The following is a 26,630-nucleotide window of genomic DNA, read 5'->3' on the forward strand; positions in this document are numbered from 1 at the left end:
CACTAGGTAGAACGTACAAGCGTGCGCCCATTACGGGGGATAGTCTTGGCCCGAATTACCACCTGACATCCTGGAAGGGCGGCAATGGGGGAAATCAGGCAGTCCTATCTGGTGGCGGCGACGTCGGCGGTCTCGCTCCTGCGTGATCCCGCGGTGGGCTCGGCCTGGCACAAGCCGAGTGCGCTCACGGAGTTCAGCGTCGCGGGGCTGGCGGGGCACCTGGCTCATCAACTCGTCCGGGTCGCGGACGTGCTCGCCTCGAAGGAGGACGGGCACGCGCCGATCCGGCTCATCGAGCATTATTCGCGGTCGCCGTGGGTGCAGGCGGGCCTCGACCACGAGAGCAACGTGAGCGTCAGGCGGGGCGGCGAGGCGGCCGCCGCCGACGGGGCCGCGACCCTGGTCGAGAAGGCGCAGCGGCTGCTCGACCAGCTGACGGCCGCCCTGCCCACGGAGCCCGCGGACCGGGTGGTCAACCTGCCGTGGGCGGGCTGGTCGCTCCGGCTCGACGACTTCCTGCTCACCCGGCTGGTGGAGCTGGTCGTGCATTCCGACGACCTGGCCTCCAGCGTGGGCGTCGAGACTCCCGAGCTGCCCGCGCCGGTGATCGAGCCCGTGGTCGAGCTGCTGGCCCGGCTGGCCGTGCACCGGCACGGGCCGACGGCGGTCATCCGCACGCTGAGCCGGGCCGAACGCGCCCCGGCCACGATAAGCGCCTTCTAGCGTCAGGAAACGATCATGCGCAGGGCCGTGGACACCTCACGGCCCGACAGCGCGCTGTCCGGGTCGAGCAGCCACTGTGACAGGAACCCCGTCAGCATGGCCTGGTAGACCGTCCCCGTGAGCCGTGCGCGCTCCGGGTCGCTGCCGGGCTCGATCCCGGAGAACAGCTCCGCGAGCCCCAGCCGCGCCTCCTTGACGGCGCCTCCGAGCTGCTCGCGCACCTCGGGCAGGTGGTCGATCTGCCCCATCAGCTCGAACTGGGTCACCCACAACGGCCGCAGCCGGGAGAACGACTCCACCACCCGGTCCCACGCGGCCTCGAAGCGCTCCAGCGGGGTGGCCGAGGGGTCGACGTCGGCCACCAGCGTGGCCGCCAGGTCGTCGCCCCACTCCCGCATCGCCTCGAACAGCGCCTCGTTCATCAGCGCTTCCTTCGACCTGAAGTGGTATCCGATGCCCGCCAGGCTCACGCCGGAGGCGTTGGCTATGTCACGCGCCGTGGTGCGCGAATAGCCCTTCTCGATCAGGCACCGCTTTGCCCCGGCCAGCAGATCTTCCCGGTTTCCCATGCTCGGAGAGTAGCACAATCGTCTTGAAACTTCGTACTAGACAAGCGTCTGAGACGTATGTACTGTCAACGCCATGAAGAACATCCTCATCTCCGGCGCGAGCATCGCCGGCACCGCGACGGCTTACTGGCTCCGGCGGCACGGCTACACGGTGACCGTGGTCGAGCGCGCCCCCGCGATCCGTACGGGCGGCTACAAGGTGGACATCCGCGGCGCGGCACTCCAGGTGATCGAGCGCATGGGCCTGCTGGACGCCGTGCGTGCCCGGAGCACCGACATGCGGACCGCCACCCACTACGACGCCAAGGGCCGGCCGGTCGCGACCATGGACGCCGACCTGTTCGGCGGGCGCACGGGCGACGACGTCGAGATCATGCGCGGCGACCTGAACGAGCTTCTGTTCGACCTGACCCGCGACGAGGTCGAATACGTCTTCGCCGACTCCGTCACCGGCATCGCCGAGGACGGCACGGTCACGTTCGAACGCTCCCTGCCACGCAGGTTCGACCTGGTCATCGGCGCGGACGGCGCGCACTCCAACACCAGGCGGATCGCCTTCGGCGAGGAGTCACGCTTCGCCCGCGCCCTCGGCTACTACATCTCGATCTGCACCGTCCCCAACACGCTCGGCCTCGACCGCGAGGAGGCCGTGCACGCCGCCCCCGGCCGGACCGCGAACGTCTACAGCACCCGCCAGGACACCAACGCCAAGGCGCTGTTCATGTGGTCCTCCGAGCCGCTGGCCCACGACCACCGCGACCCGGCCGCCCAGAAGGAGCTGGTGGCCCGGGCCATGGCGGGCTCCGGCTGGCAGGTGCCCGCGCTGCTCGACGCCATGCGCGGCGCCGAGGACTTCTACTTCGACTCGCTCTCCCAGATCCACATGGACCGCTGGTCCGCGGGCCGGGTCGTGCTGGTGGGCGACGCGGCCTACTGCGCCTCGCCCGCCTCGGGGCAGGGCACCAGCCTGGCGCTCGTGGGGGCGTACGTGCTGGCGGGCGAGCTGGCCTCGGGCGGCGGGACGGACGCGTACGAGCGGGAGATGCGCCCCTTCGTGACCGCCAACCAGGCCCTCGGGCCGGCCAACGTCAAGGGCATGGTCATCGGGTCACGCGCGGCCCTCCGGTTCCAGCTCCTGATGATCAGGCTGCTCCCGCACCTGCCGGGACGCGACCGCATGATCGAGCGGATCGCCGGCCCCATCCACACCGCCGCCAACGCCATCACGCTCAAGGACTACCCGGGTGCCCGGTGACCGCGACCGGCGGCTGCTACTTTCGTCGTAACCCCCGTTCATGCCGGCCCCCTACGCTGATGAGCATGCTGTGCAGGGGGTCCGCGTGATCCGGGTGCTGGTCGTGGACGACGAGGAGCTCGTCCGGTCCGGGCTCCGGCTGATCCTGGAGGCCGCCGGCGACATCGTGATCGTCGGCGAGGCCCGCGACGGCGCCGAGGCCGTCTCGGCGGTGCCGCGGTTGCGGCCCGAGGTGGTGCTGATGGACGTGCGCATGCCGGTCATGGACGGCCTGGCCGCCGCCTCCCGGCTGCTGTCCCGGCCGGACCCGCCGAAGCTGGTCATGCTCACGACGTTCGACCTGGACGAATACGTGCACGAGGCGCTGCGCATGGGCGCCGTCGGGTTCCTGCTCAAGGACACCCCGCCGCGGGAGCTGGCCGCCGCCGTGCGCACGGTCGCGGGCGGCCAGGCCATGCTCTCCCCGTCGGTGACCAAGCGCCTGCTGGCCTCGTACGCGGACCGCGCCCCCTCCCGCGCGGAGGCCGCCCGCAGGCAGCTCGCCGGGCTCACCGGACGGGAGGAGGACGTGATCAGGGCCGTGGCCCGCGGCCTGTCCAACGCCGAGATCGGCCGCGAGCTGCGCCTGACGGAGGCCACGGTGAAGTCGCACGTCAGCCGCGTGCTCGCCAAGCTGGGCCTGGCCAACCGCGTCCAGGCCGCCATCCTGGTGCACGACGCCGACCTGGGCTGACCTCAGATCTCCGCGTAGTGGCAGGCCGCCTGGGCCACCGGGACGGCGGGCAGGACGTCCAGCGGCTGCGATCGGCACTTACCGTCCACCCCGGCCTCGGCCGCCCGCCCCGAGGCGAGCACCTGGCAGCGGGCGTGGAACCGGCAGCCACCGGGAATCCTGGTCGGGTCCGGCGGCTCCCCGGTCAGCACCACCCGCTCGGGCGACTCGGGCAGCACCGACAGGAGGGCCTGCGTGTAAGGGTGCCGCGGCGCGGTCAGCACCTGCTCGACGGGCCCGGACTCGACGATCCTGCCCAGGTACATCACGGCCACCCGGTCGGCGATGTTCCAGGCCAGCCCCAGGTCGTGCGTGACGACCAGCGCCGACAGGCCCAGCTCGGACCGGAGCCGGAGCAGCAGGGCCAGGATCTCGCCCCGGACGGAGGCGTCCAGCGAGGCCACCGGCTCGTCGGCGACGAGCACCCGCGGGTTCAGCGCCAGCGCCCCGGCGATCACCACGCGCTGCCGCTGGCCGCCGGACAGCTCGTGCGGGTAACGCAGGAAGAACCGGTCGGGCGGCCGCAGCCCGGCCCTGGACAGGGCCGTGGAGACGACCTCCCGCTCGTCCGCCAGGCCGTGGATGCGCGGCCCCTCGGCGACCGCCTCGTAGACCGTGTGCCGGGGGTTGAGCGAGCCCGTCGGGTCCTGCAGGACGAGCTGCACCTGCCGCCGGTAGGCCTTGAGCGCCTTGCTGCCGTAGTCGAGCGCCGCGCCGCCGTAGCGCACCTCACCCGAGGTGGGGCGTTCAAGGCCGAGCAGGGTCCGGGCGAGCGTGGTCTTGCCGCACCCCGACTCGCCGACCAGCGCGACGATCTCGCCCTCGCCGATGGCGAGGTTCACGCCGTCCACCGCACGGGCGCGGCGCCCGCGCGAGGGGAACTCCACGTGCAGGTCCCGCGCCTCCAGCAGGCTGGGGCTCGTGGTGGCCGGGGCCTCCTCGGTGGTTCGCGTCTCGGTCATGAGGCCCCCTCCTTCTCCCTCACGTGCACGCACGCGGCGGTACGGCCGGGGCCCGCCAGCCACAGCGCCACGTCCAGGGACGCGCATTCCTCCAGTGCCACCGGGCAGCGCGGATGGAACGCGCACCCGCCGGGAAGCCGCATCGGGTCGGGCGGGTCGCCGCCGAGGCCCTTGGGCGCCATGCGCGAGGCCGGGTCCCCCACTGTCGGGAAGGCCGCGGCCAGTGCCCGGCTGTAGGGGTGCCTGGCGTCGTGGAACACCTCGCCGGACGGCCCGTGCTCGACGACGCGGCCGGCGTACATGACCGCGAGCTGGTCGCACACGTCGGCCAGGACCGACAGATCGTGCGAGATCATGAGCAGTGAGATGTCGTGCTCCGCGACCAGCTCCTTGATCAGCGTGAGGACCTGGGCCTGCACCATCACGTCGAGCGCGGTCGTCGGCTCGTCGGCGATGATCAGCCGCGGGGAGCAGGCCAGCGCCATCGCGATCATCACCCGCTGCCGTTGCCCGCCCGACAGCTCGTGCGGGTAGCTGCGGGCCCGCCAGGTGGGCAGGCCGACCTGTTCGAGCAGCTCGCTCACGCGCTTGCGGGCCGCCTCCGGCCTGGCCTGGCCGTGCACGAGCAGCGGCTCGGCGATCTGGTCGCCGACCCGGCGCACGGGGTTGAGCCCGTGCTGGGCTCCCTGGAACACGATCGAGGCCTCGGCCCACCGTACGGCCCGCATGCGGCCCCATTTCATGGTGAGCACGTCCTCACCGCCGAGCAGGATCCGGCCGCCGACGCGCGCGTCACGGGGCAGGAGCCGCAACAGCGCCATGGCCAGCGTCGACTTGCCGGATCCTGACTCGCCGGCGACTCCGAGTGCCGCTCCGGAGTCCAGGGTCAGCGACACCCCGCGCACCGCGGGCACCTCGCCCGCGGCGATCCGGTACGTCACCGACAGGTCGTCGAGTTCGAGAAGAGTCATGCGACCGACTCCGTCTTTCCGCTTGTTCCCTCGCTCACGTCGCCTTCCTGAGCCTGGGGTTGAGCACGGCCTCCAGAGCCCGCCCGACCAGCGTGAACGCCATGACGACGACGAGGATGGCCAGGCCGGGGATGAGGATGTACCACCAGGCGCCCTGGGTGGCGGCGCCGTAGTCGTAGGAGCCGCGCAGCATCGTGCCCCACGAGGTCTTGTTCGAGCTGACCCCGAGGAAGGCCAGCGTGGACTCCGTGACGATCGCGCTGGCGACCTCCAGCGTGGTGCTGGCCAGCAGCAGCGGCGCCACGTTGGGCAGCACGTGCCTGGTGGTGATGTGCCAGTGCCCGCCGCCGAGCGCCTTGGAGCGCTCGATGTAAGGTCTGGCCTCGACGGCCAGCGTCTGTGCCCTGAGCAGCCGGGCGGTTGAGGGCCACGTGGTGATCCCGATCGCCATGATGATCGTGAACGTGCTGCCGCCCAGGATGGCCGCCAGCACCAGCGCCGTGACCATCGACGGCAGCACCAGGAACCAGTCGGTGACGCGCATCAGCACCGCGCTGAGCCAGCCGCGGAAGTGCCCCGCCGCGATGCCCACGACCATGCCGATCACGATGCTGACCAGCGCGGCCAGGAAGCCGATGAGCAGCGACGTGCGCGAGCCCCACCAGACCATCAGCAGGATCGAGCGGCCGGACTCGTCGGTGCCGAACGGGAACGCGAGGCTCGGCCCGCTCCACTCCTCGCCGGGGGCGTCCACGACGCTGGTCACGCTGTCGTCGATGAACAGCGGCGCGAACACCGCCAGCAGCACGGCGGCGACTAGGACGACCAGCCCGGCGAGACCGGCCCGGTGCCTGCGGAAGTCGGCCCAGAAGCGGCTCAGCGCCTGCCGCCTGCGGGCGGCGGCCACACTCGTCATGCCGACCTCACCCTCGGGTCGAGTAGGTGGTAGACCACGTCGGCCAGCGTGTTCATGATGATCACGGCCACGGTGATCAACATGAACGTGCCCTGCATGAGCGTGAAGTCAGGCACCACGATCGCCTCGTAGAAGAGCTGGCCCAGACCCGGCCAGGTGTAGATCGTCTCCACGGTGACGGCCCCGCCGACCACGAAGCCGATGCGCATGAACACCAGCGTCACCGTGGGCAGCAGGGCGTTCGGCACCGCGTGCCGACGGCGTACCTCGTCGTCGCGCAGGCCCTTGGCCCGGGCCACCGTGACGTAGTCCTGGCTGACCTCCTCCAGCAGCGACGAGCGCATGACCAGCAGGTATTGCGCGTAGATCACGGCCACCATCGTCAGGCACGGCAGCACCATGTGCGAGGCCACGTCCAGCAGATAGGCGAACCCGTCGGGCGCGTCCACGCTCTCGATGCCCCGGAACGGCAGCACACCCGGGATCGGCCCGATGCCGACGCCGAACACCATCATGAGAAGCAGCCCGAGCCAGAACGTCGGCACCGACCACAGCACCAGCGACGTGCCGGTGGAGAAGCGGTCGAACCGGCCGCCATGCCGCCAGCCGGCCCTGGTGCCCTGCCAGACGCCGAGACTGACCGCGATGACCAGGCCGGTGCCCGCCAGCAGCAGGGTCGGCCCGATGCGCTCGCCGATCAGGTCGAGGACCGGCCGCTTGTACTCGTACGACGTGCCGAGATCGAGCCTCAGCGTGTTGCCCACGAAGTCGAAGAACTGGTTGATCAGCGGCTTGTCCAGCCCCAGCCGGTGGCGTTCCAGGTCGAGCTGGGCCGGGGTCATGTTGCGGCCCTGGGCCAGGTTGCGCACGGGATCGCCGGGCAGCAGCCGGAACACGAAGAACGTGGCGACGATCACCATGGCGATGCTGAACAGCGCCCCGCCGACCTTGGACAACGCGTACTGCAGCGTGCCACGGCGGACGGGGCGCTCGTCACCGGGGCCCGCCGCCTGGACGGCGGGCTCCGCGGCTTCCAGCGGTGCGGTCATTCGCGGTCGTCTGCGACGCTCTTGCGCCGCCGGCTCAGGAGGAAGCCCGCCAGGGCGATGACCACCACGCCGCCGGCGATCCCGGCGATGAGGCCGGTGTTGGAGCCGCCACCGGCCGGGCTGGTCACCGCCGTGTCCTTGACGGTCACGGTGTAGAACGGCCAGTAGCTGCTGCCGCCGTACAGCAGGCCCTTGTCCTCGGGGATCGGGGTGATACTGGCGATCCGGTCCTTGCGGTAGGCCTCGAGGTCGTTGTTGTAGTAGAGGGCGATGATCGGGGCGTCGGTGTAGAGACGCTCCTGCATCTGCTTGAGGAGGTCGATGCGCTTAGGCCGGTCGAGCTCCTTGAGCTGCTCCTGGTAGAGCTTCTCGAAGGTCTCGTCGCAGTAGAACGACTCGGTGCCGCCGCCCTCGCCGGCCGCGTTCGGCCTGCGGCTGCACAGGTGGGTGGCCATGACCTCCTCGGGGTCGGGGTTGACCGACCAGCCGCTGATGGCCAGGTCGAACAGGCCGGTGACGCCGGTCTCCTCGGTGAACTTGCTGGACTCCAGCTTCTTCGTGGTCAACGTGATGCCGATGTCCTTGAAGAAGCCCGTCAGGTATTCGGCGAGCTTGTCCTCGATCGGGGTGTCGGTGTGGATGCTGAAGCGGAACTCCAGCTTGCGGTCGCCGTCCGGCATCGTACGGACGCCGTCGGCGCCCTTCTTGTAGCCGGCGTCGTCAAGGATCTGGTTGGCCCTGGCCGGGTCGTAGCCGACCTTCTCGTCGCCGGTGGCCTCCCAGAAGAAGTCCTTGTACATCGGCGGCACGATCGACCCGTTGGCCGGCTGGGCCAGGCCGTTCTGCACCTCGGCGACCAGGCGCTGCTTGTCGATGGCGTAGTGCAGCGCCTGACGCACCTTCGGGTCCTTCAGCGCGGGGTGGCCGTCGCCGATGGGCTTGTTGTCGGTGGTGGTGGCGCCGTGGTTGATCTGCAGGTACGCCGCGCGCCGGCCCTGGGTGTTCCAGGCGACGATGTCCGGGTCGTTCTGGATGGCCTCGTATTCAGGCGGGTTGAGCCGGCCGATCAGGTCGATGTCACCGTTCTTCAGACCGGCGATGGCGGCCTGCGGGTTGGAGTAGAAGATGACCTGGAGCTCGTCGATCTTGGGCTTGCCCCGCCAGTAGTTGGGGTTGGCCACCAGCTTGACGTACTGGTCCTTCTTGTGCTCGACCGCGATGTACGGGCCGCTGGTCACGGCCGGGTACTTCTCGGCGTCGTAGTTGGCCATGTCGGTGACCGACTCCCAGACGTGCTTGGGCACGATCGGGATCGGGTTCTCCAGCATGGAGGCCTGCGGCGCCTTGAGCTTGATGGTCAGCTCCTGGCCGTTGGCCGTGACGCTCTCGAAGTTCTCCACCGCCGGGCCGTTGGCCGTCTTGGCGGCCTCGTCCGTCATGATCCGGTTGAACGTCCAGGCGGCGTCCTCGGCCGTGACGGGCTGGCCGTCGGACCACTTGGCCTGCCGGATCTTGAACGTCCACGTCAGCCCGTCCTCCGACGTGGTCCACGACTCGGCCAGGTCGGGGCTGGGCTGCAGGGTCTTGGAGTCGGAGACGGTCAGGAATCCGTACATCCAGCGGTGGATCTGCGTCGAGACGATGCGCACAGCCAGGAACGGGTTCATCGAGTCCATGGCCTGCGTCGCGCCGACCCGAACGATCTTCTTCCCCGCCGCCGGATTCTGCGCCAGGGCCGCGGTGGTGCCCTGACCTGCTAGTAATAGCGCGACGCCCAGTACGACCAGGCGCGCGACCCACTTCCTCATACGTGCCTCACCTTCAGGCGGGGGTTCCTGTGTAGAGAAAGCCACACCATAGGGAGACCGCGTGTCAACGAGTGGCGGAAAATTGTTTCATTCTCGTTTCCTTGAGCGGTGTAAATTTTCAGCCCCCTTGACCCCGCCGCCGGCCGGCCCGGTCTTCCTCATACCCCTGCGTGGTGGCGGGGCATACATCCCCCGGCACCGGTAAGGGGGAGGGAACACGCAGTCCGAAGGGGGATTCCCATGATGAACGGCAAGACCATCGCCTTCCTGGTCGCTCCGGAAGGAGTGGAGCAGGTGGAGCTCACCGAGCCGTGGAAGGCGGTCAAGCAGGCCGGTGGCACGCCTGTGCTGGTCTCCACCGCCGCCGGTCACATCCGGGCGTTCAACCACCTGGACAAGGCCGACACGTTCGCCGTGGACGACACGGTGGACCACGCCGACCCCGCGGCCTTCGACGGCCTCGTGCTGCCCGGGGGTGTCGCGAACCCCGACTTCCTGCGGATGGTGCCGCAGGCCGTCCGGTTCGCCGGCGCCTTCTTCGAGCAGGGCAAGCCGGTGGCCGCCATCTGCCACGCGCCGTGGACCCTGGTCGAGGCGGACGTGGTGCGCGGCCGTACGATGACGTCCTGGCCCAGCCTGCAGACGGACCTGCGCAATGCCGGAGCCACCTGGGTGGACCGGGAGGTCGTGGTGTGCACCGCCGGGCCCAACATGCTCGTCACCAGCCGCAGGCCGGACGACCTCAAGGCCTTCTGCCAGGCCGCCACGGACGCGTTCGGGGCCTGACGGCCGACGAGCGCCGACCGGGGCGCTCGGGCGGGCGGGGCCGCGGGAGATTTCTGACGGCGGCCCGAAGCGTGCCGCGCCGCTCCGCCGCCCTCTCGCCGCGGACCCGCCACCCGTGCGCCCCCCGCGCTGACGACCTGCCGGTCTGACCAGAGCGAAACTCGCCTGTAACGCCTTGTCCCCTGGGCGGAAATGGTCTAGACGTAGACCAAATAGAGCGTCCTCCGCGCCCCCCAGGGAGACCTCAATGAGCATGGAAGAGGATTCCAGGCGACTCGCCGAGCTCGGTTACAAGCAGGAGCTGGCCCGCACCTGGAGCGGTTTCTCCAACTTCGCCATCTCGTTCTCGATCATCTCCATCCTCGCCGGCTGTTTCACCACGTTCGGCCAGGCCTGGAACTACGGCGGCCCCATCGCCATCTCCTGGGGCTGGCCGCTCATTTCCCTCTTCATCCTGATCATCGGCTTCTGCATGTCGGAGCTGGTGTCGGCGTACCCGACGGCGGGCGGCATCTACTGGTGGGCCGCCAAGCTGGGCAAGCCGATCCACGGCTGGTTCACCGGCTGGCTCAACCTGATCGGCCTCATCGCCGTCACCGCGTCGGTCGACTACGGGTGCGCCACGTTCCTCAACATCACCCTCAGCCGGGTGACCGGCGGGGGCTGGGAGGGGACGCTCCACCAGGCGTTCCTGCTGTTCGTGGTCATCCTCGCGCTGCACGCCCTGATCAACGTCTACAGCCACAGGCTCATCTCTTTACTGCAGAACGTCTCGGTCTGGTGGCACGTGGCGGGTGCCGCGATCGTGGTCGCCATCCTGGTCTTCGTGCCGGACGACCACCAGTCGCTCGGCTTCGTCTTCGGCGGCACGAACAACACCTCCGGCTTCGGCGCCGGCGCCGAGGGCGTGCCCTTCTGGCTGTACGTGCTGCCGCTCGGCTTCCTGCTGACCCAGTACACGATCACCGGATTCGACGCCTGCGCGCACGTGTCGGAGGAGACGCAGGGCGCGGCGCGCAGCGCGGCCCGCGGGCTGTGGCAGTCGATCTTCTACTCCGCGATCGGCGGGTGGATCCTGCTGCTGTCGTTCCTGTTCGCGGCGACGAACGTGGACGCGCTCAACGAGGCCGGCGGATTCGTCGGGGCCATCTTCGAGTCCGCGCTCACGTCCGGCTGGGCCACGGCCATCTTCGCGATCTCCACCGTCGGCCAGTTCTTCTGCGGGATGAGCTGCGTGACGTCGATGTCGCGGATGACGTACGCGTTCTCCCGCGACGGCGCGGTGCCCGGCTGGCGGCTGTGGAGCAGGGTCGACCGCAACCGCACCCCGGTCAACGCGATCGTCGCGGGCTGCGTGATGGCCGCGCTGATCACGCTGCCCGCCCTCTACGCCCCGCCCGGCCTCACCACCCCGGTCGCCTTCTACGCCGTCGTGTCGATCGCGGTCATCGGGCTCTATCTGGCGTTCCTCATCCCGATCTGGCTCCGGCTGCGGATGGGCGACGCCTTCCAGCCGGGACCGTGGACCCTCGGCCGGAAATATCGGGTCCTGTGCTGGATCGCCTGCGTCGAGATCGTGATCGTCTCGATCTACTTCATCATGCCGTTCTCGCCGGCCGGAGTGCCGGGCAACGAGGACTTCGCCTGGACGTCGGTCAACTACGCGCCGATCGCGGTGGGCGTCGTGCTGGTCGGCATCGCCCTGTGGTGGGTCGCGTCGGCCCGCCACTGGTTCACTGGGCCCCGCCGCACCGTCGACGAGGTCCCGATCGCCTGAGGCTCCCGGCTCGTGGGGTACGGCCGTGCCCCACGAGCCCGTCTCCCGTACCGGTCAGGAGGCCTCGAAGGCGTCGGCCACGGCCGCGCGGACCTCGTCCATGCCGGTGGCGCCGAGCTCGCGCTTGAGCGAGGTCATGTCCACGTCGGGCATCCCGCAGGCGACGGCCCAGTCCCACGGCGTCAGGTCACCGTCCACGTTGAGCGCGAACCCGTGGCTCGTGACCCCCCTGCTCTGCCGCATCCCGATCGAGATGATCTTGCGGCCGGTGCCGGTGGTCCACACGCCGGTCAGCAGCTCGGAGCCCGGCGGCGTGTCACGTCGCTCGGCCGGCAGCCCCAGCTTGCCCAGCGCCTCGACCAGCCGCAGTTCCACCTCGCGCACGTAGTCGACGATCCCCTCGCCCTCGGACAGCTTGACGACGAGGTAGCCGACGAGCTGGCCGGGCCCGTGGTAGGTGAGCTGGCCGCCCCGCCCGGTCTCGACGACGGGGATGCCGCGGGAGGGGTCGGGCAGGTGGGAGAGCGGGGTGCGGCGCCCGATGGTGTAGACGGACGGGTGACTCAGCAACCAGAGCGTGTCCGGCCGCTCGTCCCGTTGGCGCTGCCCGACCAGGTCGGACATGCGCTCCATCGCCTTGTCGTATTCGACGAGCTCATCGCGGATGAGCGTCAGCGGCCTTGCCCTCATGGCTTCGAGGATATGTCGGCCGCCGGACGGCGACGGCACGCCCCCCGGACGCGGGGACCGGGGGCGGGGGTGCCCGGAGGAGGGCCGGAGCGCCCGTGCACCCGTTCCGCCACCGGTAAATAAGCAGGAAATTTCCCTTGAGGCGGCCCGATATTAAAGACAACCCTTTATCTGATTTGTCGCATGAATTATTCGACTTCTGGCATGCCATTACGCGACGATGAACGAAACCGGACGAATGCCGAATTTCGCGCTAGAATCGATAACTCTACGGCCGGGGGGCGCATTCTTTCCCTGACCTCGGGGAATAGCGAGCTACAGATTCTTGGCGCCGCGGCCCGAACCGCTCTTGCGACGATCGAGAGCGAGCCTCGGGGAGGGGATGTTCACATGACCAAGCATGAAGAGCGCCGCGCCGACAAGGCTCCGGCCGTCCACGAGGTGCCCGCGGCCGAGCGATACGAACGCTACGTGGGAGGCAGCCCCGAGGTCGAGCGGAAGATCTTCGACCGGCTGGCCCGCGACCTCATGCTGGTCCAATGGAAGATCAAGGAGCGCAGCGGCGCCGCCGGCATCGACCGGGCCTTCCACGCGAAGGGCATCGTCGGGGTCGACAACGCCCGGCTGGCATTCCGCCGGGACCTGCCCGAGGACCTCCGCACCGGCTTCGCCCAGCCCGGCGCCGAATACCCGGCCGTGGTCCGGCTCTCCAACGCCAGCGGCGTCCACCAGCCCGACGCCGCGCCCGACCTGCGCGGCGCGGCGCTGCGGATCGAGGTGGGGCCGGAGGAGACCCACGACCTGCTGATGACGAACTACCCGGTCTCCCACGCCAAGAATGCCCGCGAGTTCGTGGTGTTCGCGCAGGTCATGGCGGGGGCCGACTCGACCCTGCGCAAGGGCGTCGCGCTCTACGCCAAGCTGCCCTGGAGGCTCGGCTGGTCCACGGCCGCGCGGATGCGGCGCAACGTGACCGCGGCCACCGGACGCCCGGTGCGCAGCCTCGCGCTGGAGACCTACTGGAGCCGCGGCTCGATCCTGTGGGGGCCCGCCGGGCCGGTGCGCTACCGGCTCCGCCCCGCCGCGGGCACACCGGCGGCGCCGCACCCGCCGCAGGGCGATCCCGACTACCTCGGCCACGAGTTCGCCGCGCGGCTGGCCCGCGCGGAGGTCGTCTTCGACCTGTGCGTCCAGCGCTACACCAACGCCAGGCTCACGCCCGTGGAGAACGGCGCGGCCGAGTGGCGGGAGGCCGACACGCCCGTCATCCCGGTGGCCACGCTGACGATCCCGCGCCAGGACCTCGACACCGCGCAGGCACGCGCCACCGCGCTCAGGATCGACCAGCTCGCCTTCGATCCGTGGCACACCACCGACGAGTTCCGCCCCCTCGGCAACCTCAACCGCGCCCGCAGGGCCGCCTACGAAGCCTCCAGCGCCCATCGCCGCGGGCACCGCTTCGTCGTGCCCACGCCGAAACGCAACCTCATCGCCGGCGCCCTGCTGGAGAAGGGCTTCGACGCCCTCAACCGGCGCGTCCCCTGGGACCGGCTGCCGACCTATCTCGGGCTGCTCAACATCGAGGCCATCCGGCAGGTGCTGCGCCGGGACAACCTCATCGACACCGAGCCCCACGAGCCCGTGCCGCGGCCCCACCCGGTGGCCCCGCCCATCGACGAGCACCTTCGGGGCAGGCGCACCTACGACGGCACCTACAACGACCTGTCCGCGCCGCGGATGGGGGCGCTCGGCGCGGCGTTCGGCCGCAACCTCCCGCCCGTCCACCGGCCCGACCTCTTCGACACGCCCAATCCGGTGACGGTCAGCAGGGAGCTGCTCCACCGCGACACCTTCCTCCCGGCCAGGTCGCTCAACATCCTCGCCGCCGCGTGGATCCAGTTCCAGGTGCACGACTGGGTCGAGCACAAGCGCCACCCGGCGGGCGGTCAGAGCGTGGAGGTGCCGCTCCCGCCCGGCATGACCTGGGTCAACACGCCCGGTGGAGCACCCGAGGGGACGATGCGGTTCGGCGCGGACGTCAGCGCCGGCGGCGCGGAGTCGCCGATCCTGTTCGCCAACTCCGCCTCCCACTGGTGGGACGGCTCGGAGGTCTACGGCGGCGACGAGACCGTCGCCAAATCCCTGCGCGAGCCGGACGGCGGCGCGGCGCTGCACCTGCCGGAGGGCCACCTGGTGCCCGGCCCGGACGGCATCCCGATCACCGGTTTCCGTAACAACTGGTGGCTCGGGCTGAGCGTCATGCACACCCTCTTCGCCCGCGAGCACAACACCGTGTGCGCGGCCCTGCGCAGCCAATACCCCCGGATGGACGAGGACACCGTCTACCACACGGCGCGGCTGGTGATCTCCGCCCTGATCGCCAAGATCCACACCGTGGAGTGGACGCCCGCGATCCTCGCCACCGAGCTGATCGACATCGGGCTGACGGCCAACTGGTCGGGCCCGCCGCAAAACTGGCTGGCCCGCCTCGGCCTGTGGCTGGTCGACGCCCACGCGCTCACCGGCATCCCCGAGACCCTACCCGACCACCACGGCGTCCCGTACTCGCTCACCGAGGACTTCGTCACCGTCTACCGGATGCACCCGCTCATCCCCGACGACTACCGGATCGCCGACCACCGGTCCGACCGGACGCTCGACACCCTGGGATTCCACGACGTCCAAGGCGCCGCCACCGAGCCCCTGATGCGCCGGGTCGGCCTGGCCAACTCTCTCTACTCGCTGGGCATCGCCCATCCCGGGGCGATCACCCTGCGCAACTTCCCACGGGCGCTGCAGGCGTTCGAGCGGAGCGGGGAGATCATCGACCTGTCCGTGGTCGACCTCGTCCGCACCCGCCGCCGGGGTGTGCCGCGCTACAACGACTTCCGTACCGGCCTGCACAAGCCGCGCCTGCGCAGCTTCGAGGAGCTCACCTCCGACCCTGACACGCTGACGCGGCTCAAGAGCGTCTACCGCACGGTCGACGACATCGACACGGTGGTCGGGCTCTACGCGGAAAATCCCCCCGAGCACTTCGGGTTCAGCGACACGGCCTTCCGCATCTTCATCCTCATGGCCAGCCGGCGGCTGCAGAGCGACCGGTTCCTCACCGTCGACTTCCGGCCCGAGATCTACACCCCGCTCGGGCTGGACTGGATCGAGCGCAACGGCATGAAGAGCGTCATCCTGCGGCACTGCCCCGAGCTGGCGAGCCTCCTGCCGCGCACGACGAGCGCGTTCGCACCCTGGCGCGCGTCCACGCCCGACGGGCACGGCGCCTGAGCCGGGCAGGTCTGAGAGGGAGGGGGCGACCATGTCCGTGGAGCCGGAGACCAGGCGGGAAGGGCTGGCGGATTTCCTGGCCAGGCCGTTGATGGAGACCATCTGGCGGCGGCGGACCCACCGGGTCAGCCGCGGCGCCGACGTGCCCGCCGGGTCGATGAGCTACCGGTCGCCGCATCAGCCGCTCCCGCTGACCGAGCTGGAGGAGGCGGTGCTCATCGCGCTCACCGGCTGCTCCGGCCTCACCATGCCGGACCGGCCCTTCGAGGACCCGCGCAACGGCGACCCCATCATGGCCAAGCCCAACCTCAACATGACCGGCCGTACGGCGGGCAGCCCCGACAACGCCCAGGGCACCCACTTCTTCATGATCAACGACACCGGCACCTACTTCCTGAAGAAGCTGGAGCCCGCCCCCGGCCTGCCCTTCGACGCCGACACGCTGGTCGAGCGGGCACGCCGGGCCAAGATACAGGTGCTGCCGCACCGGCTCGACGTCGCCGAGGGCATGCGGGACTTCCCCGCCTACCTCGACTCCAACCGCTTCCTGTCCAACCTGCCCGGCACCACGGTCTTCCTGCCCGTGGTCGACCTCTCCCACCAGTACATCAACGCGCTGATGTACCTGCTCACCCAGCCGGAGGGGGCCAGGCCGGCACTCGTCGACGACCGCAACTTCTACCAGCCGGCGGGCGTGCGGAAATGGGTGCGCAACGGGTTCCTCAACGCCGACCTCAAGCTGCCGCTCGGCGCGCTGGGGCCGATGCGCACCCAGATCGAGGCCGACCTGCTCGTCCAGAACATGATGCTGGCCGCGGACGCCATGGGGCTCGGCGCCTGGATCCACGCCTCGATCCACCCGCAGATCATGCTGGGCGACCCGAAGTTCTCCCGCGCGTACGGCCGCATGCTCGGCTTCGACTTCGTCACGCCGCGGTTCCGGCCGGCCGACATCCTGCGCTGGCATGTGCCCCTGCCGAAATACGCCACCCTGCGGTCGCATCCGGTCGGGCTCCGGGCCGGCGGGGAGCACCTCATCAAGGCCGCCTGCCCGCCCAACCACGCCTCGATGGAGGCGGCCGTCGAGAGCGTCGTCCGGGCGAAGTTCGGGCCGGGCGGCATCTACGGCGACCCGAAGACGTTCGCCCGCATCTACAAGGACGACTTCGGGCAGCGCTACCTGGCCGAGGCCCGGGAATACGACCAGCGGGTGATCGACTGCGTACGCGACATCTGCGTCTACATCCACGCCACGCACGGGCGCTTCCCCGCGCACGCCGACGCCATCCACGTGCCCGGCATCTGGCTGCAGACGCACCACGTCGAGTCGGAATACTACGAGCGGTTCTTCACCAACGGCACGACCGACGCGCACGCCCGGCACGCCGCGCGGTGGCACGCGTAGCGACGGCCGTTCCCGGCTCCGCCGGCCGCGGAGGGATCCGAAAAGGGCGCCACAAAGACGATCCCCGGGGGGCGGGAGCCGCTCGATCAGCGGCTCCCTCACAAGCGACGCGCGGAGAGGTGCGATCATGAGAGTGTACGAAGCCATCGTCAAGGGGCTGGAGGACATCGGCGTACGGGCCGCCTTCGGCGGTGCCGGGGAGAACGCCGCCGGCCTCATGCTGGCGCTGCGGGACTCGCGGCAGATCCGGCCCATCATCACCCGGCACGAGCAGGCCGCCTCGTTCATGGCCTGCGGTTACGCGATGTACACCAACAAGCTGGGCTTCTGCTTCGCCACGGCGGGGCCGGGGGCGTTCAACCTGTTCTCCGGGCTGGCCATGGCGATGTCCGACTCCTACCCGGTGCTCGCCGTCTCCGGATACGCCAACCGGAAGTGGCAGGGCTGGGGCTCGCTCAACGAGACCTCGGGCCTGAACGGGACGCCCGACTCGCGGGCCATGTTCGCGGCCACGACCAAGCGGTCCTTCCTGCTGACGAGCGCCGCCGACACCTGGGACGTGCTGGAGGAGGCGGTCAACATCGCCTTCGAGGGGCGGCCGGGGCCGGTGCACATCCACGTTCCGGGGGATCTGTCCCAGCCCGACGTCGAGGTCGGGGAGGAGCGGCGGATCCGGCTCGCCGTCGCGCCGGTGCAGCCCGACCCGGCCCGCGTGGAGGAGATCGCCTCGGTGCTGGCCGACGCCCTCACGAACGGCAGGCGTGTCGTGGCGCTCGTCGGCTTCGGCGCCATCCGCAGCGGCGCGGGGGCGGAGGTCAAGCGGCTCATCGAGCGGTTCCAGATCCCGCTGCTGACCACGCTCGACGGCAAGGGCATCGTGTCCGAGAGCCACCCGCTGTCGGTGGGCGTCTTCGCCGACAGCGGCCACGCCAGCGCCTGGAAGGCCTTCCGCGAGGCCGACGTCGTGCTGTGCGTCGGCAACTCCCTCAACCAGCACGCGACGTTCGACTACCGCAGGGACCTGTTCAACGGCAAGACGCTCATCCACGTGAACATCTCGGAGACCGAGTTCCACAAGGCGTACAAACCTCACTACACGCTCCGCTCGGACGCCCGGCCGGCGGTGGCGGCCCTGGTCGAGGCGCTGGACAAGCGGGTCGGCGAGGTCACGCCCGTCACGATCGACGGCCGGGACTACGAGGCCAGGCACATCCCGCACGTCACCGGGAACATCCACCCGGGCAAGCTCGCGCAGGCCATCGGACGGATGCTGCCGGAACGCGCGATCCTGCTCGCCGACGCCGGCGCGCACCTCGCGTGGCTCGGCTACTTCGTGGAACTGGAGGAAGGCCAGCACTTCCGCAAGGCGGGCTCGTTCGGGCCGATGGCCGGGCACGTCAACGGCGCCCTCGGGGTGCAGGTCGCGCATCCGGACCGTACGATCGTGGTCGGCTGCGGCGACGGGTGTTACTCGCTGTCCGGCTTCGAGCTGATGACCGCCGTCGAGCATGACCTTCCCGTCATCTGGGTCATCTTCGACGACGAGCAGTTCAAGCTCATCAAGCTCTACCAGCTCTCGGAGTACAGGGAGAGCGGGCTCGTCGAGTTCCGGAACCCGGACTTCGCCGCGTACGCACGGGCGTGCGGCGCGGACGGCCACCGGGTGGAGACGCTGGAGGAGTTCGAGGACGCGTTCCGCGGCGCGCTGGGCTCCGGCCGGCCCACGGTCATCGACGCCCGGATAACCCGCTGGGCGGTCCCGCACTACAGCCCCTCGCCGGACGGCGTGATCGCCGGTCTGGTCGAGGCCCTCGAAGAGCGTCTCCGCGACGACTGACTCGCCGGGAGCCGGACACCGGGTGGGGCGGCGCCAGGCCGGCCGCCCCGCCGACAGCCCTCAGGCCCGGTGTCCCGACGGCTCGTTGGGGATCAGGATCCACATGACGACGTAGGCGACCCAGAGCGGCCCGGGGAAGAGCGACAGGATCGCCCAGAGGATCCTGACCAGCGTGGGCGGCAGTCCGAGTTTGTCGGCGATGCCGCCGCAGACGCCCGCCAGAATCCGGTGTTCTCGTGAGCGGTACATGATGTCCCTCCGTGTGGTTACCAGCTACCCGTAGAACGGGCGACCGGTCTGTGGAACTCCCGTCAGGAACCCTGAGAAAACCCTGTAAGGGTCAGCCACTCATGTGCCATGCCCAGATGTCGGCTGGTCAGTCCGATCCTCGGGTCCACATGGACGAGCAGGAAATCCGCCAGACCCCGATGAACCCTGAGATACTCCTCGTCCTCCGCCCACACCTGGTCGTCGAACCACACGAACGGCCGCCGCCCCGCGTACGCCGCCACGTGCGGGGTCTTGAACATCTCCCCGAACTCGCTCGGCGCCTCCGGGCTCATGGGGATGACCGGCAGCGAGGGCAGGCCGATCCTGGGAGCGATCCAATCGTTGGCGTGATCCTCCCAGGTGGTCGCCCACACCAGCTCGGACCCGGTCGTCAGGGCCAGGTCGAGCAGCCGGCGGCCGTGCCGGGGGTTGAGGTGCACCGTGTAGACCTCGCTGCCGATCAGGCAGCGGTAAGCCCGGAAGTCGGGACTGGGCCCCCTCATAGGGTTGAGCACGCCGTCCACGTCCAGCAGCAGCAGAGGTCTCATCCGGTCCGGTGTTCCTGCGGGCTGATGCCGCGTACGCGTTTGAAGGCCGCGCTGAGCGCGAACGGGCTGCCGTAGCCGACCTTTCTGGCCACCGAGCCAATCGTGGCGTCCGGCTCCCGCAGCAGGTCGGCGGCCAGTGCCAGACGCCAGTCGGTGAGGAAGGACATCGGCGGCTCCCCCACCAGCTCGGTGAAGCGCCTGGCCAGCGAGGCCCGCGAAATCCCGACCCGGCCGGCCAGGGTGGCGACGGTCCACGGGTGGGCGGGATTGTTCTGCAGCAGGCGCATGGCCTTGCCGATCACCGGGTCGCCCATCGCGCGATACCACGAGGGCGCCTCGTGGGTGGCGAACCACGACCGCAGCACCGCGATGACCAACAGGTCCAGCAGCCGGTCCAGCACCGCTTCCTGCCCCGGCTCGTCCTTGACGATCTCGGCGCCGAGCAGTGCGATGACCGGGCCGCCGGGCTGCACGATCAGCGGGGGCAGCGTTTCCAGCAGCCGCCTGCTGACCTCACCCTCCAGATTGTACGTGCCGCTGAGCAGCACCGTCCCGCCGTCCGGGTTGTTGCCCCAGCTACGGACGCCCAGGTCCATGGACTCGTAGACGGACACGCCGTCGAGCGTGGTGCAGTGCTGGCCGGGGTGGATGACGATCTGCGGCTCGGTCGCGGGGTCGTCGGCCACCGTGTACGGCTCCGGCCCCCGGTTGATCGCCACCTCGCCCGGCGAGAGGTGTATCGGGTCGCCGCCGTCCGGCGTGATCCACGCCTCGCCGCTCACCAGGGCCGCCACCGACAGCGGCGCCTCGTCCTGGATACGCAGCGACCAGGGCGGATCCATGATCGAACGGAGCAGGAAGGCGCCACGGGCTCGCGGGCCGTCCAGTAGCGCCGCGAGTTGGTCCATGGGTAGACGATCGCATATGGGATTGCGCTTCTCAACCATGGAGAGTCTTACCGGTATCACGGCTTACTGGATACATGACGATTTTGGTGCTGGGCGGCACCGGCAAGACCGGCCGCCGTATCGCTGACCGACTCACCGCCCTGGACCTGCCGGTGCGGATCGGGTCCCGCTCCGCCACCCCGGCCTTCGGCTGGGACGACCGCTCCACGTGGCCGCAGGCCCTCGACGGCGTCACCGCCGTCTACCTCTCCTACTACCCGGACCTGGCCATGCCCGGCGCGTACGACGACATCAAGGCGTTCACCGAGCTGGCCGTGGGCAAGGGCGTACGTCGGCTGGTCCTGCTGTCCGGCCGGGGCGAGCCGGAGGCGCAGGCGAGCGAGCGCACGGTCCAGGAGTCGGGAGCGGAGTGGACGATCCTCCGCTGCAGCTGGTTCATGCAGAACTTCAGCGAGGGCCACCTGCTCGACCAGGTCCTCGAAGGCGTCATCGCGATCCCCGCGGAGGACGTGCCCGAACCGTTCCTGGACGTGGACGACATCGCCGAGGCGGCCGTGGCCGCGCTCACCGAGGAGGGCCACGCGGGCAAACTGTACGAGATGACCGGCCCGCGGCTGCTGACCTTCGCCGAGGCGGCACAGGAGCTGTCCACGGCCACCGGCAGGCAGATCGTCAGCGTGCAGGTGACCCGGGAGGAGTTCGTGGCCGCCGCGGTCGCGCAGGGGGCCCCGCAGGAGGAGGCCGAGGGCCTGGCGGAGATGTTCGGCGAAATCCTCGACGGCCGCAACGCCCACCTGAACGACGGCGTACGGCAGGCGCTCGGCCGGCCCGCCCGCGACTTCGCCGACTTCGCCAGGGCCAACGCCAAGGTCTGGACCCGCTAACGCTCCCCGGACCGTGACCTTCGTCTCACGAGCGGCCGGACGGTCACGGTCGTTTCCCACCGGAAATCGGCACCTGATCCGGCAGCCGACCAGCCCGCCCACCGGCGGACCTGTCCACCCCCACCGACCCCGGACGCCTCACGCGGGCAACCGCCCGGCCCCGTTTCCGCTAGCCTCACCCTCGTCACTCGCGCGTCCTGGGAAGGTGTACTCGTGATCGGCTGGTTCGAAGCGGTGGTTCTGGGGTTGATCCAGGGGCTCACGGAGTTCCTGCCCATCTCCTCCAGCGCCCACATCCGGGTGGTCTCCGCTTTCGCCGGCTGGGAGGACCCCGGGGCGGCGTTCACGGCGGTGATCCAGCTCGGCACGGAGACGGCCGTGCTGATCTATTTCCGCCAGGAGATCTGGGAGATCGTCTCCACCTGGACCCGCTCGCTGTTCGTCAAGGAGCTGCGCCGGCACTGGGCCGCCCGCATGGGCTGGTTCATCATCGCCGGCTCGCTGCCCATCGGCGTGCTGGGCCTGGTGCTGAAAGACCAGATCGAGACCGTCTTCCGTGACCTGCGGCTGGTGGGCACGACGCTGATCGTGTTCGGCTGCATCCTGTGGTTCGCCGACCGCACCGCCCGCAACAAGCTCACGCTCGAAAAGCACCTGAGCTTCCCCCACGCCATCGTGTACGGCTTCGCCCAGGCGCTCGCCCTGATCCCCGGCGTGTCCCGCTCGGGCGGCACCATCACGGCCGGCCTGCTGCTGGACTACCGCCGCGAGGACGCCGCGAAATACTCCTTCCTGCTGGCCATCCCCGCGGTGTTGTCCTCGGGCCTGCTGGAGCTGACCCAGATCGGCGAGGGCAAGGCCCCCGACTGGGGGCCGACGATCCTGGCCACGGTCATCTCCTTCATCGTCGGCTACGCGGCCGTGGCCTGGTTCCTGCGCTACATCAGCAGCCACCGCTTCACCGGCTTCGTGATCTACCGCATCATCCTGGGCTTCTTCGTCATCCTCGCGGTCACCGCGGGTTGGATCCCGGCGATCGGCTGATCCTCGGCCGGCGGGCCGGGCTCCGCGGCGGGCCGGTAGGTGACCAGGGTGAACAGCACGGACAGCAGTCCGAGGCCGGTGGACAAGACGACCACGCCGGCCCGGCCGTACCAGTCGAGTGCCGCGCCACCCGCGAGCCCGGCCACGAACAGGCCGATGTACTGGGCCGACGACAGCAGCCCCAGGCCGATCGACACGTTGCCGGGCACCGCGGCGACCGTCCTGAACTGCTGCGCCGGCCCCACCAGCCAGCCCAGCCCGCCCCACAGGAACGCCCACACCAGGGCGATCGGCAGCGCCAGGTTCGCCACCGGGATGAGGGCCATGAACACGGTGGCCGCGGCCAGGCCGATCAGCACCATCCTGCGCGGCCCGTACGCGTCGGTGAAGCGCCCGCCTAGCTGGTTGCCCACGATGCCGCCGATCCCCCACGCCCACAGCAACGCGGGCAACGGCAGGTCGAACAGCGACCCTATGTAGGTGTAGGCGGTGAACCCGGCCCCGAACGTCAGCAACTGCGTCACCAGCACCGCCAGCACCCGCCGGTCACCCAGCGGCGCGAACCGCTCCCGCAGCCGCCCCGACGTCGCGATCCGCACCTCGGGCACCATGGCCGCGACCCCGGCGAACCCGATCACACCGAGCCCCACCACCAGCCAGATCGTCGCCCGCCACCCCGAGGCCGAGCCCAGCCAGGTCCCGAGCGGCACCCCGATCGCCGACGACACGGTCAGCCCGCCCATCACCAGCGCCAGCGCGCGCCCCCGGCGATCGGGCGTGGTCAGCGCGGTCGCCACTCCCGACGCGGTGGGCGTGAACATGGCCGCCCCCGCCGCCGCGACCACCCGGGTCGCCATGACCAGCGGGTACGTCGGAGCCAGCGCGGTCAAGGTGTTGCCCACCACGAACACGCCCAGGGCCAGCAGCAACAGGTTCCGTCTCGACAGGCGCGCGGTCAGGGCGGCGAGCAGGGGCGACAGCACCGCGTACGCCAATGCGAAGATCGTCATGAGCTGCCCGGCGGCGGACGTGGAGATCCTCAGATCCGCGGAGATGGGGGCGAGCAGCCCGGCCGTCACGAACATCCCGGTACCGACAGCGAAATTTCCCACAGCGAGCGGGTAGAGCCGCGAACTCATGGAGCCTCCGTCAAAGTTGGACAAGCATCAAACTGTCCTATAGTTGGATCGTTGTCAAACAATCGGACGGAGGTAGGGTTCTTCGTATGCGTCTGCTACCGCACCCCGCCACGGAGGACATCCAGCTCACGGAGGTCCTGCGGGCGTTGGCCGACCCCGTGCGCCTGGAGATCGTCGGGCGGCTGTCCACGTGCGGGGAGATGACGTGCGGCGACGCCGGAGACCAGTTGGGCGTGCACAAGTCGACCGCCTCACACCACTACCGGACGCTGCGGGAGGCGGGGGTGATCGTCTCCAAGCAGGAGGGCCGGGTGGTCTACATCAGCCTGCGCCGCCACGACCTCGACGCCCGCTTCCCCGGCCTGCTGGACTCGATCCTGGCCGCCAGTCCCATGACCGCCGGAGCCCCGGTCCCACTCTGACCCGCCATGCCTGACGATCCCGTGCCTGACGCCGCCCACCTGCCTCACGCCGCCGCCCGGCCTGACGCCGCCCACCTGCCTCACGCCGCCCACCGGGCGGTGGATCCACGGCCGGCCGACTCCCTGCCGATTCGGGATGTCCTGCCCGAGTTGCTCGCCGTGCTCGACCGGCACGGCACGGCGGTGTTGACCGCCCCGCCCGGCACCGGCAAGACGACGGTGGTGCCGCTCGCCCTCGCCGAGGCCGGGATGCGGGTGCTGGTGGCCGAGCCGCGCCGGCTGGCCGTACGCGCGGCGGCCCGGCGGATGGGCGTGAGCTACAGCATCCGCGGCGAACGCCACACCGGCGCGAACCCCATGGTCGAGGTCGTCACCACCGGCGTGCTCCTGCAACGCCTCCAGCGCGACCAGGAGCTGGCCGGGGTGGACGCCGTCATGCTCGACGAGTGCCACGAGCGCCACCTGGACGCGGACACGGCGCTGGCCTTCCTGCTCGACGTGCGCGACACCCTCCGCCCCGACCTGCGCCTGCTGGCCACCTCCGCCACCGCCGACGCCGCGCCGTGGTCCCGCCTGCTCGGCGGCCCCATCGTGGCCACGACCGGCGCGACGCATCCGGTGGAGACGGTCTGGGCGCCGCCCGCCCGCCCGGTCGCCCCGCCGCACGGCCTGCGGGTCGATCCCGCGCTGTTGACCCACGTGGCCTCGGTGGTACGCCGCGCGCTCGCGGAGCGCGACGGAGACGTGCTGTGCTTCCTGCCGGGCGTGGGCGAGATCGCCAAGGTGGCCGGCATGCTCGGTGGCACCGTGGAGTTGCTCCAGGTCCACGGCCAGGCCCCGGCCCACGTCCAGGACGCCGTCCTGGCCCCCGGCGCGGCCCGCCGGGTGGTGCTCGCGACGTCGGTGGCCGAGTCCAGCCTGACCGTCCCCGGCGTCCGCGTGGTGGTGGACGCCGGGCTGGCCCGCGAGCCGCGTACCGACCACGCCCGCGGCCTGGGCTCGCTCACCACGGTCCGGGTCTCCAAGGCGGCGGCCGACCAGCGCGCGGGCCGGGCGGGCAGGCAGGCGCCGGGCACGGTCTACCGCTGCTGGTCCGCCGCCGAGCACGAGCGCCTGGCCGACCATGCCCGGCCGGAGATCGCGCTCGCGGACCTGACCGGGTTCGCGTTGCAGGCGGCCTGCTGGGGCGTGCCGGACGCGGCGGGCCTGGCCCTGCTCGACCCGCCACCGGCCGCCGCGATGTCGGCCGCCACCCGTACCCTGCGGGCCCTCGGCGCGCTCGACTCCTCCCGGGTGACCGGGCGCGGGCGGCGGATGGCGCTCGCGGGCGTACATCCCCGCCTGGCCAGGGCCCTGCTGGACCTCGGCCCCGAGGCCGCCGAGGTGGTGGCCCTGCTGTCGGAGCAACTGCCCCGCGAGGCGGGCGACGACCTGGTGGAGGTCTGGCGTACGGCCCGCCGCGGCGGCCCCGGCTTCGCGGCCCGCTGGCGCCAGGAGACCGACCGCCTCCGCCGCACCGCCCTCCAGTCCCGCGACCAAGAGCCCACTCCCTCGACCCGGCCGGCCGAGCCACCTCCCTCCGCCCAGCCCGGCAAGCCCCCTCGCTCTGCGCGGTCGGGTGGGCGGGGCGACGCGCTGGACGGGCGGGCCGGGCGGGATGAGGTGCTGGCCGGGATGGCGGTGGCGCTGGCGTTCCCCGAGCGGGTGGCCCGGCGGCGCGGCGGTGGCTACCTGATGGCCTCCGGCACCCAGGCCCAGCTCGCCGACGGCGCCAGGCTGCAGACGGCGGAGTGGCTGGCCATCGCCGTGGCGGACCGGCCGGCGGGCTCGGCCTCGGCCCGGATCAGGCAGGCCGTCGCCATCGACGAGGAGACCGCCAGGCTGGCCCACCCGGTCACCACCGAGGACGAGATCGCCTGGCACGTCCCCCCGGGCGAGCGCCGCGGCGACGTGTCCGCCCGCCGGGTCCAGCGGCTCGGCGCGATCGAGCTGTCCGCCACCCCGCTCAAGGACGCCGACGTGCGCCCGGCCGTCCTGGAGGGCCTGCGTACGGAGGACGTCCTGACCTGGACGAAGCAGGCCAAGGAGCTCAAGGCCCGCCTGGCCTTCTGCCACCGCGCGCTCGGCGCCCCCTGGCCCTCGATGGACTCGCTCGTCGACCTGGCCGACCAGTGGCTGGAGCCCGAGCTGTCACGCGCCCGCCGCCGCGCCGACCTGGAGCGCATCGACGTGGCCACCGCGCTCAGACGGCTGATCCCGTGGAGCGAGCGCCTGGACCAGACCGCCCCTGAGCGCATCGAGGTGCCCAGCGGCTCCCACATCCGCCTGGACTACACGAACGAGCAGCCGGTGCTGGCGGTGAAGCTCCAGGAGCTGTTCGGCTGGGTGGAGACGCCCCGGATCGCGGGCGTGCCGGTGCTCGTGCACCTGCTCTCCCCCGCGGGCCGCCCGGTGGCCGTGACGGCGGACCTGGCGTCGTTCTGGCGTGACGGCTACCGTTCCGTACGCGCGGAGCTGCGCGGCCGCTACCCCAAGCACCCGTGGCCGGAGGACCCTCTGACCGCCCAGCCCACCCGCCGCGTGAAACCGAGAACGTGAGACGGAGTTCGC

At 70.7% G+C, this 26,630-nt stretch carries 23 protein-coding genes; 12 read left to right on the forward strand and 11 right to left on the reverse strand.

Annotated elements, in window-relative coordinates; genetic code table 11:
* Positions 1-84 precede the first annotated feature (84 nt).
* On the forward strand, positions 85-723 hold the full coding sequence (locus BLS95_RS15025; protein ID WP_090931594.1) for a maleylpyruvate isomerase N-terminal domain-containing protein: 639 nt from the start codon (positions 85-87) through the stop codon (positions 721-723).
* 2 nt (positions 724-725) lie between these two features.
* Here the strand turns inward: BLS95_RS15025 and BLS95_RS15030 are convergent, their stop codons facing one another.
* Positions 726-1,292, reverse strand: coding sequence for a TetR/AcrR family transcriptional regulator (locus tag BLS95_RS15030; protein ID WP_090931595.1), 567 nt, complete (start codon positions 1,290-1,292; stop codon positions 726-728).
* A gap of 73 nt (positions 1,293-1,365) precedes the next feature.
* Between BLS95_RS15030 and BLS95_RS15035 the strand changes: the two genes are divergently transcribed.
* Both BLS95_RS15035 and BLS95_RS15040 read left to right on the forward strand, forming a co-directional pair.
* Positions 1,366-2,547 carry an FAD-dependent monooxygenase gene (locus BLS95_RS15035; RefSeq protein ID WP_090931596.1) on the forward strand — a complete coding sequence of 394 codons (1,182 nt, stop codon included), beginning with the start codon at positions 1,366-1,368 and terminating at the stop codon, positions 2,545-2,547.
* Between the two features lie 85 nt (positions 2,548-2,632).
* Positions 2,633-3,280: a response regulator gene (locus BLS95_RS15040; RefSeq protein ID WP_090932032.1), complete on the forward strand. Its 648-nt coding sequence runs from the start codon at positions 2,633-2,635 to the stop codon at positions 3,278-3,280.
* Between the two features lie 2 nt (positions 3,281-3,282).
* On the opposite strand, the gene BLS95_RS15045 is transcribed toward BLS95_RS15040, so the two are convergent.
* From BLS95_RS15045 to BLS95_RS15065, 5 genes are read right to left on the reverse strand one after another with little or no spacing between them, the layout of a single operon-like run.
* A complete protein-coding gene (locus BLS95_RS15045; RefSeq protein ID WP_090931597.1) occupies positions 3,283-4,281 on the reverse strand; it encodes an ABC transporter ATP-binding protein in 999 nt (332 codons plus the stop codon).
* On the reverse strand, positions 4,278-5,252 hold the full coding sequence (locus tag BLS95_RS15050; RefSeq protein ID WP_090931598.1) for an ABC transporter ATP-binding protein: 975 nt from the start codon (positions 5,250-5,252) through the stop codon (positions 4,278-4,280). Before BLS95_RS15050 ends, BLS95_RS15045 begins: the two co-directional genes overlap by 4 nt.
* A gap of 34 nt (positions 5,253-5,286) precedes the next feature.
* Positions 5,287-6,168, reverse strand: coding sequence for an ABC transporter permease (locus tag BLS95_RS15055; protein WP_090931599.1), 882 nt, complete (start codon positions 6,166-6,168; stop codon positions 5,287-5,289).
* On the reverse strand, positions 6,165-7,217 hold the full coding sequence (locus tag BLS95_RS15060; RefSeq protein WP_176993195.1) for an ABC transporter permease: 1,053 nt from the start codon (positions 7,215-7,217) through the stop codon (positions 6,165-6,167). The genes BLS95_RS15055 and BLS95_RS15060 overlap by 4 nt, the downstream gene beginning before the upstream one ends.
* On the reverse strand, positions 7,214-9,025 hold the full coding sequence (locus BLS95_RS15065; RefSeq protein WP_090931600.1) for an ABC transporter substrate-binding protein: 1,812 nt from the start codon (positions 9,023-9,025) through the stop codon (positions 7,214-7,216). The genes BLS95_RS15060 and BLS95_RS15065 overlap by 4 nt, the downstream gene beginning before the upstream one ends.
* A 240-nt stretch (positions 9,026-9,265) precedes the next feature.
* On the opposite strand from BLS95_RS15065, the gene BLS95_RS15070 reads away from it, so the two are divergent.
* Both BLS95_RS15070 and BLS95_RS15075 read left to right on the forward strand, forming a co-directional pair.
* Entirely contained in the window at positions 9,266-9,811 is a 546-nt protein-coding gene (locus tag BLS95_RS15070; RefSeq protein WP_090931601.1) for a type 1 glutamine amidotransferase domain-containing protein, read from the forward strand.
* Positions 9,812-10,058: 247 nt separating this feature from the next.
* Entirely contained in the window at positions 10,059-11,588 is a 1,530-nt protein-coding gene (locus BLS95_RS15075) for an amino acid permease (protein ID WP_090931602.1), read from the forward strand.
* A 54-nt stretch (positions 11,589-11,642) separates the two neighbouring features.
* Here the strand turns inward: BLS95_RS15075 and lipB are convergent, their stop codons facing one another.
* Complete coding sequence (gene lipB / locus BLS95_RS15080) at positions 11,643-12,278, reverse strand: lipoyl(octanoyl) transferase LipB (protein WP_090931603.1); 636 nt, start codon at positions 12,276-12,278, stop codon at positions 11,643-11,645.
* Positions 12,279-12,668: 390 nt separating this feature from the next.
* Here lipB and BLS95_RS15085 point away from each other — a divergent pair, with 390 nt between their 5' ends.
* From BLS95_RS15085 to BLS95_RS15095, 3 genes are all read left to right on the forward strand, one after another.
* Complete coding sequence (locus tag BLS95_RS15085; RefSeq protein ID WP_090931604.1) at positions 12,669-15,563, forward strand: peroxidase family protein; 2,895 nt, start codon at positions 12,669-12,671, stop codon at positions 15,561-15,563.
* Positions 15,564-15,594: 31 nt separating this feature from the next.
* Positions 15,595-16,968 (forward strand): hypothetical protein, encoded by a 1,374-nt coding sequence (locus BLS95_RS15090; protein ID WP_090931605.1) that lies wholly within the window; start codon positions 15,595-15,597, stop codon positions 16,966-16,968.
* Between the two features lie 127 nt (positions 16,969-17,095).
* The gene (locus tag BLS95_RS15095) at positions 17,096-18,805 is read left to right on the forward strand and encodes a thiamine pyrophosphate-binding protein (RefSeq protein ID WP_090931606.1); all 1,710 of its coding nucleotides are present in this window, start codon (positions 17,096-17,098) and stop codon (positions 18,803-18,805) included.
* 60 nt (positions 18,806-18,865) lie between these two features.
* On the opposite strand, the gene BLS95_RS15100 is transcribed toward BLS95_RS15095, so the two are convergent.
* The 3 genes from BLS95_RS15100 to BLS95_RS15110 all read right to left on the reverse strand — a co-directional run bounded on the left by BLS95_RS15100 (position 18,866) and on the right by BLS95_RS15110 (position 20,531).
* Positions 18,866-19,054 (reverse strand): PspC domain-containing protein, encoded by a 189-nt coding sequence (locus BLS95_RS15100; RefSeq protein WP_090931607.1) that lies wholly within the window; start codon positions 19,052-19,054, stop codon positions 18,866-18,868.
* A gap of 62 nt (positions 19,055-19,116) precedes the next feature.
* Positions 19,117-19,623, reverse strand: a complete 507-nt coding sequence (locus BLS95_RS15105) for an HAD domain-containing protein (RefSeq protein WP_176993196.1) — start codon at positions 19,621-19,623, stop codon at positions 19,117-19,119.
* Entirely contained in the window at positions 19,620-20,531 is a 912-nt protein-coding gene (locus BLS95_RS15110; protein ID WP_090931608.1) for an AraC family transcriptional regulator, read from the reverse strand. The genes BLS95_RS15105 and BLS95_RS15110 overlap by 4 nt, the downstream gene beginning before the upstream one ends.
* Positions 20,532-20,605: 74 nt before the next feature.
* Here BLS95_RS15110 and BLS95_RS15115 point away from each other — a divergent pair, with 74 nt between their 5' ends.
* Positions 20,606-21,415: an NmrA family NAD(P)-binding protein gene (locus tag BLS95_RS15115; RefSeq protein ID WP_090931609.1), complete on the forward strand. Its 810-nt coding sequence runs from the start codon at positions 20,606-20,608 to the stop codon at positions 21,413-21,415.
* 213 nt (positions 21,416-21,628) lie between these two features.
* Entirely contained in the window at positions 21,629-22,459 is an 831-nt protein-coding gene (locus tag BLS95_RS15120) for an undecaprenyl-diphosphate phosphatase (protein WP_090931610.1), read from the forward strand.
* On the opposite strand, the gene BLS95_RS15125 is transcribed toward BLS95_RS15120, so the two are convergent.
* Positions 22,390-23,598 carry an MFS transporter gene (locus BLS95_RS15125; protein ID WP_090931611.1) on the reverse strand — a complete coding sequence of 403 codons (1,209 nt, stop codon included), beginning with the start codon at positions 23,596-23,598 and terminating at the stop codon, positions 22,390-22,392. The genes BLS95_RS15120 and BLS95_RS15125 overlap by 70 nt on opposite strands.
* Before the next feature lie 86 nt (positions 23,599-23,684).
* Between BLS95_RS15125 and BLS95_RS15130 the strand changes: the two genes are divergently transcribed.
* Positions 23,685-24,020 (forward strand): ArsR/SmtB family transcription factor, encoded by a 336-nt coding sequence (locus BLS95_RS15130; protein ID WP_090931612.1) that lies wholly within the window; start codon positions 23,685-23,687, stop codon positions 24,018-24,020.
* A gap of 6 nt (positions 24,021-24,026) precedes the next feature.
* Positions 24,027-26,618: an ATP-dependent helicase HrpB gene (gene hrpB, locus BLS95_RS15135; RefSeq protein WP_090931613.1), complete on the forward strand. Its 2,592-nt coding sequence runs from the start codon at positions 24,027-24,029 to the stop codon at positions 26,616-26,618.
* Positions 26,619-26,630: the final 12 nt, after the last annotated feature.

The organism is Nonomuraea jiangxiensis (genome assembly GCF_900099965.1).
GTDB classification, from domain to species: domain Bacteria; phylum Actinomycetota; class Actinomycetes; order Streptosporangiales; family Streptosporangiaceae; genus Nonomuraea; species Nonomuraea jiangxiensis.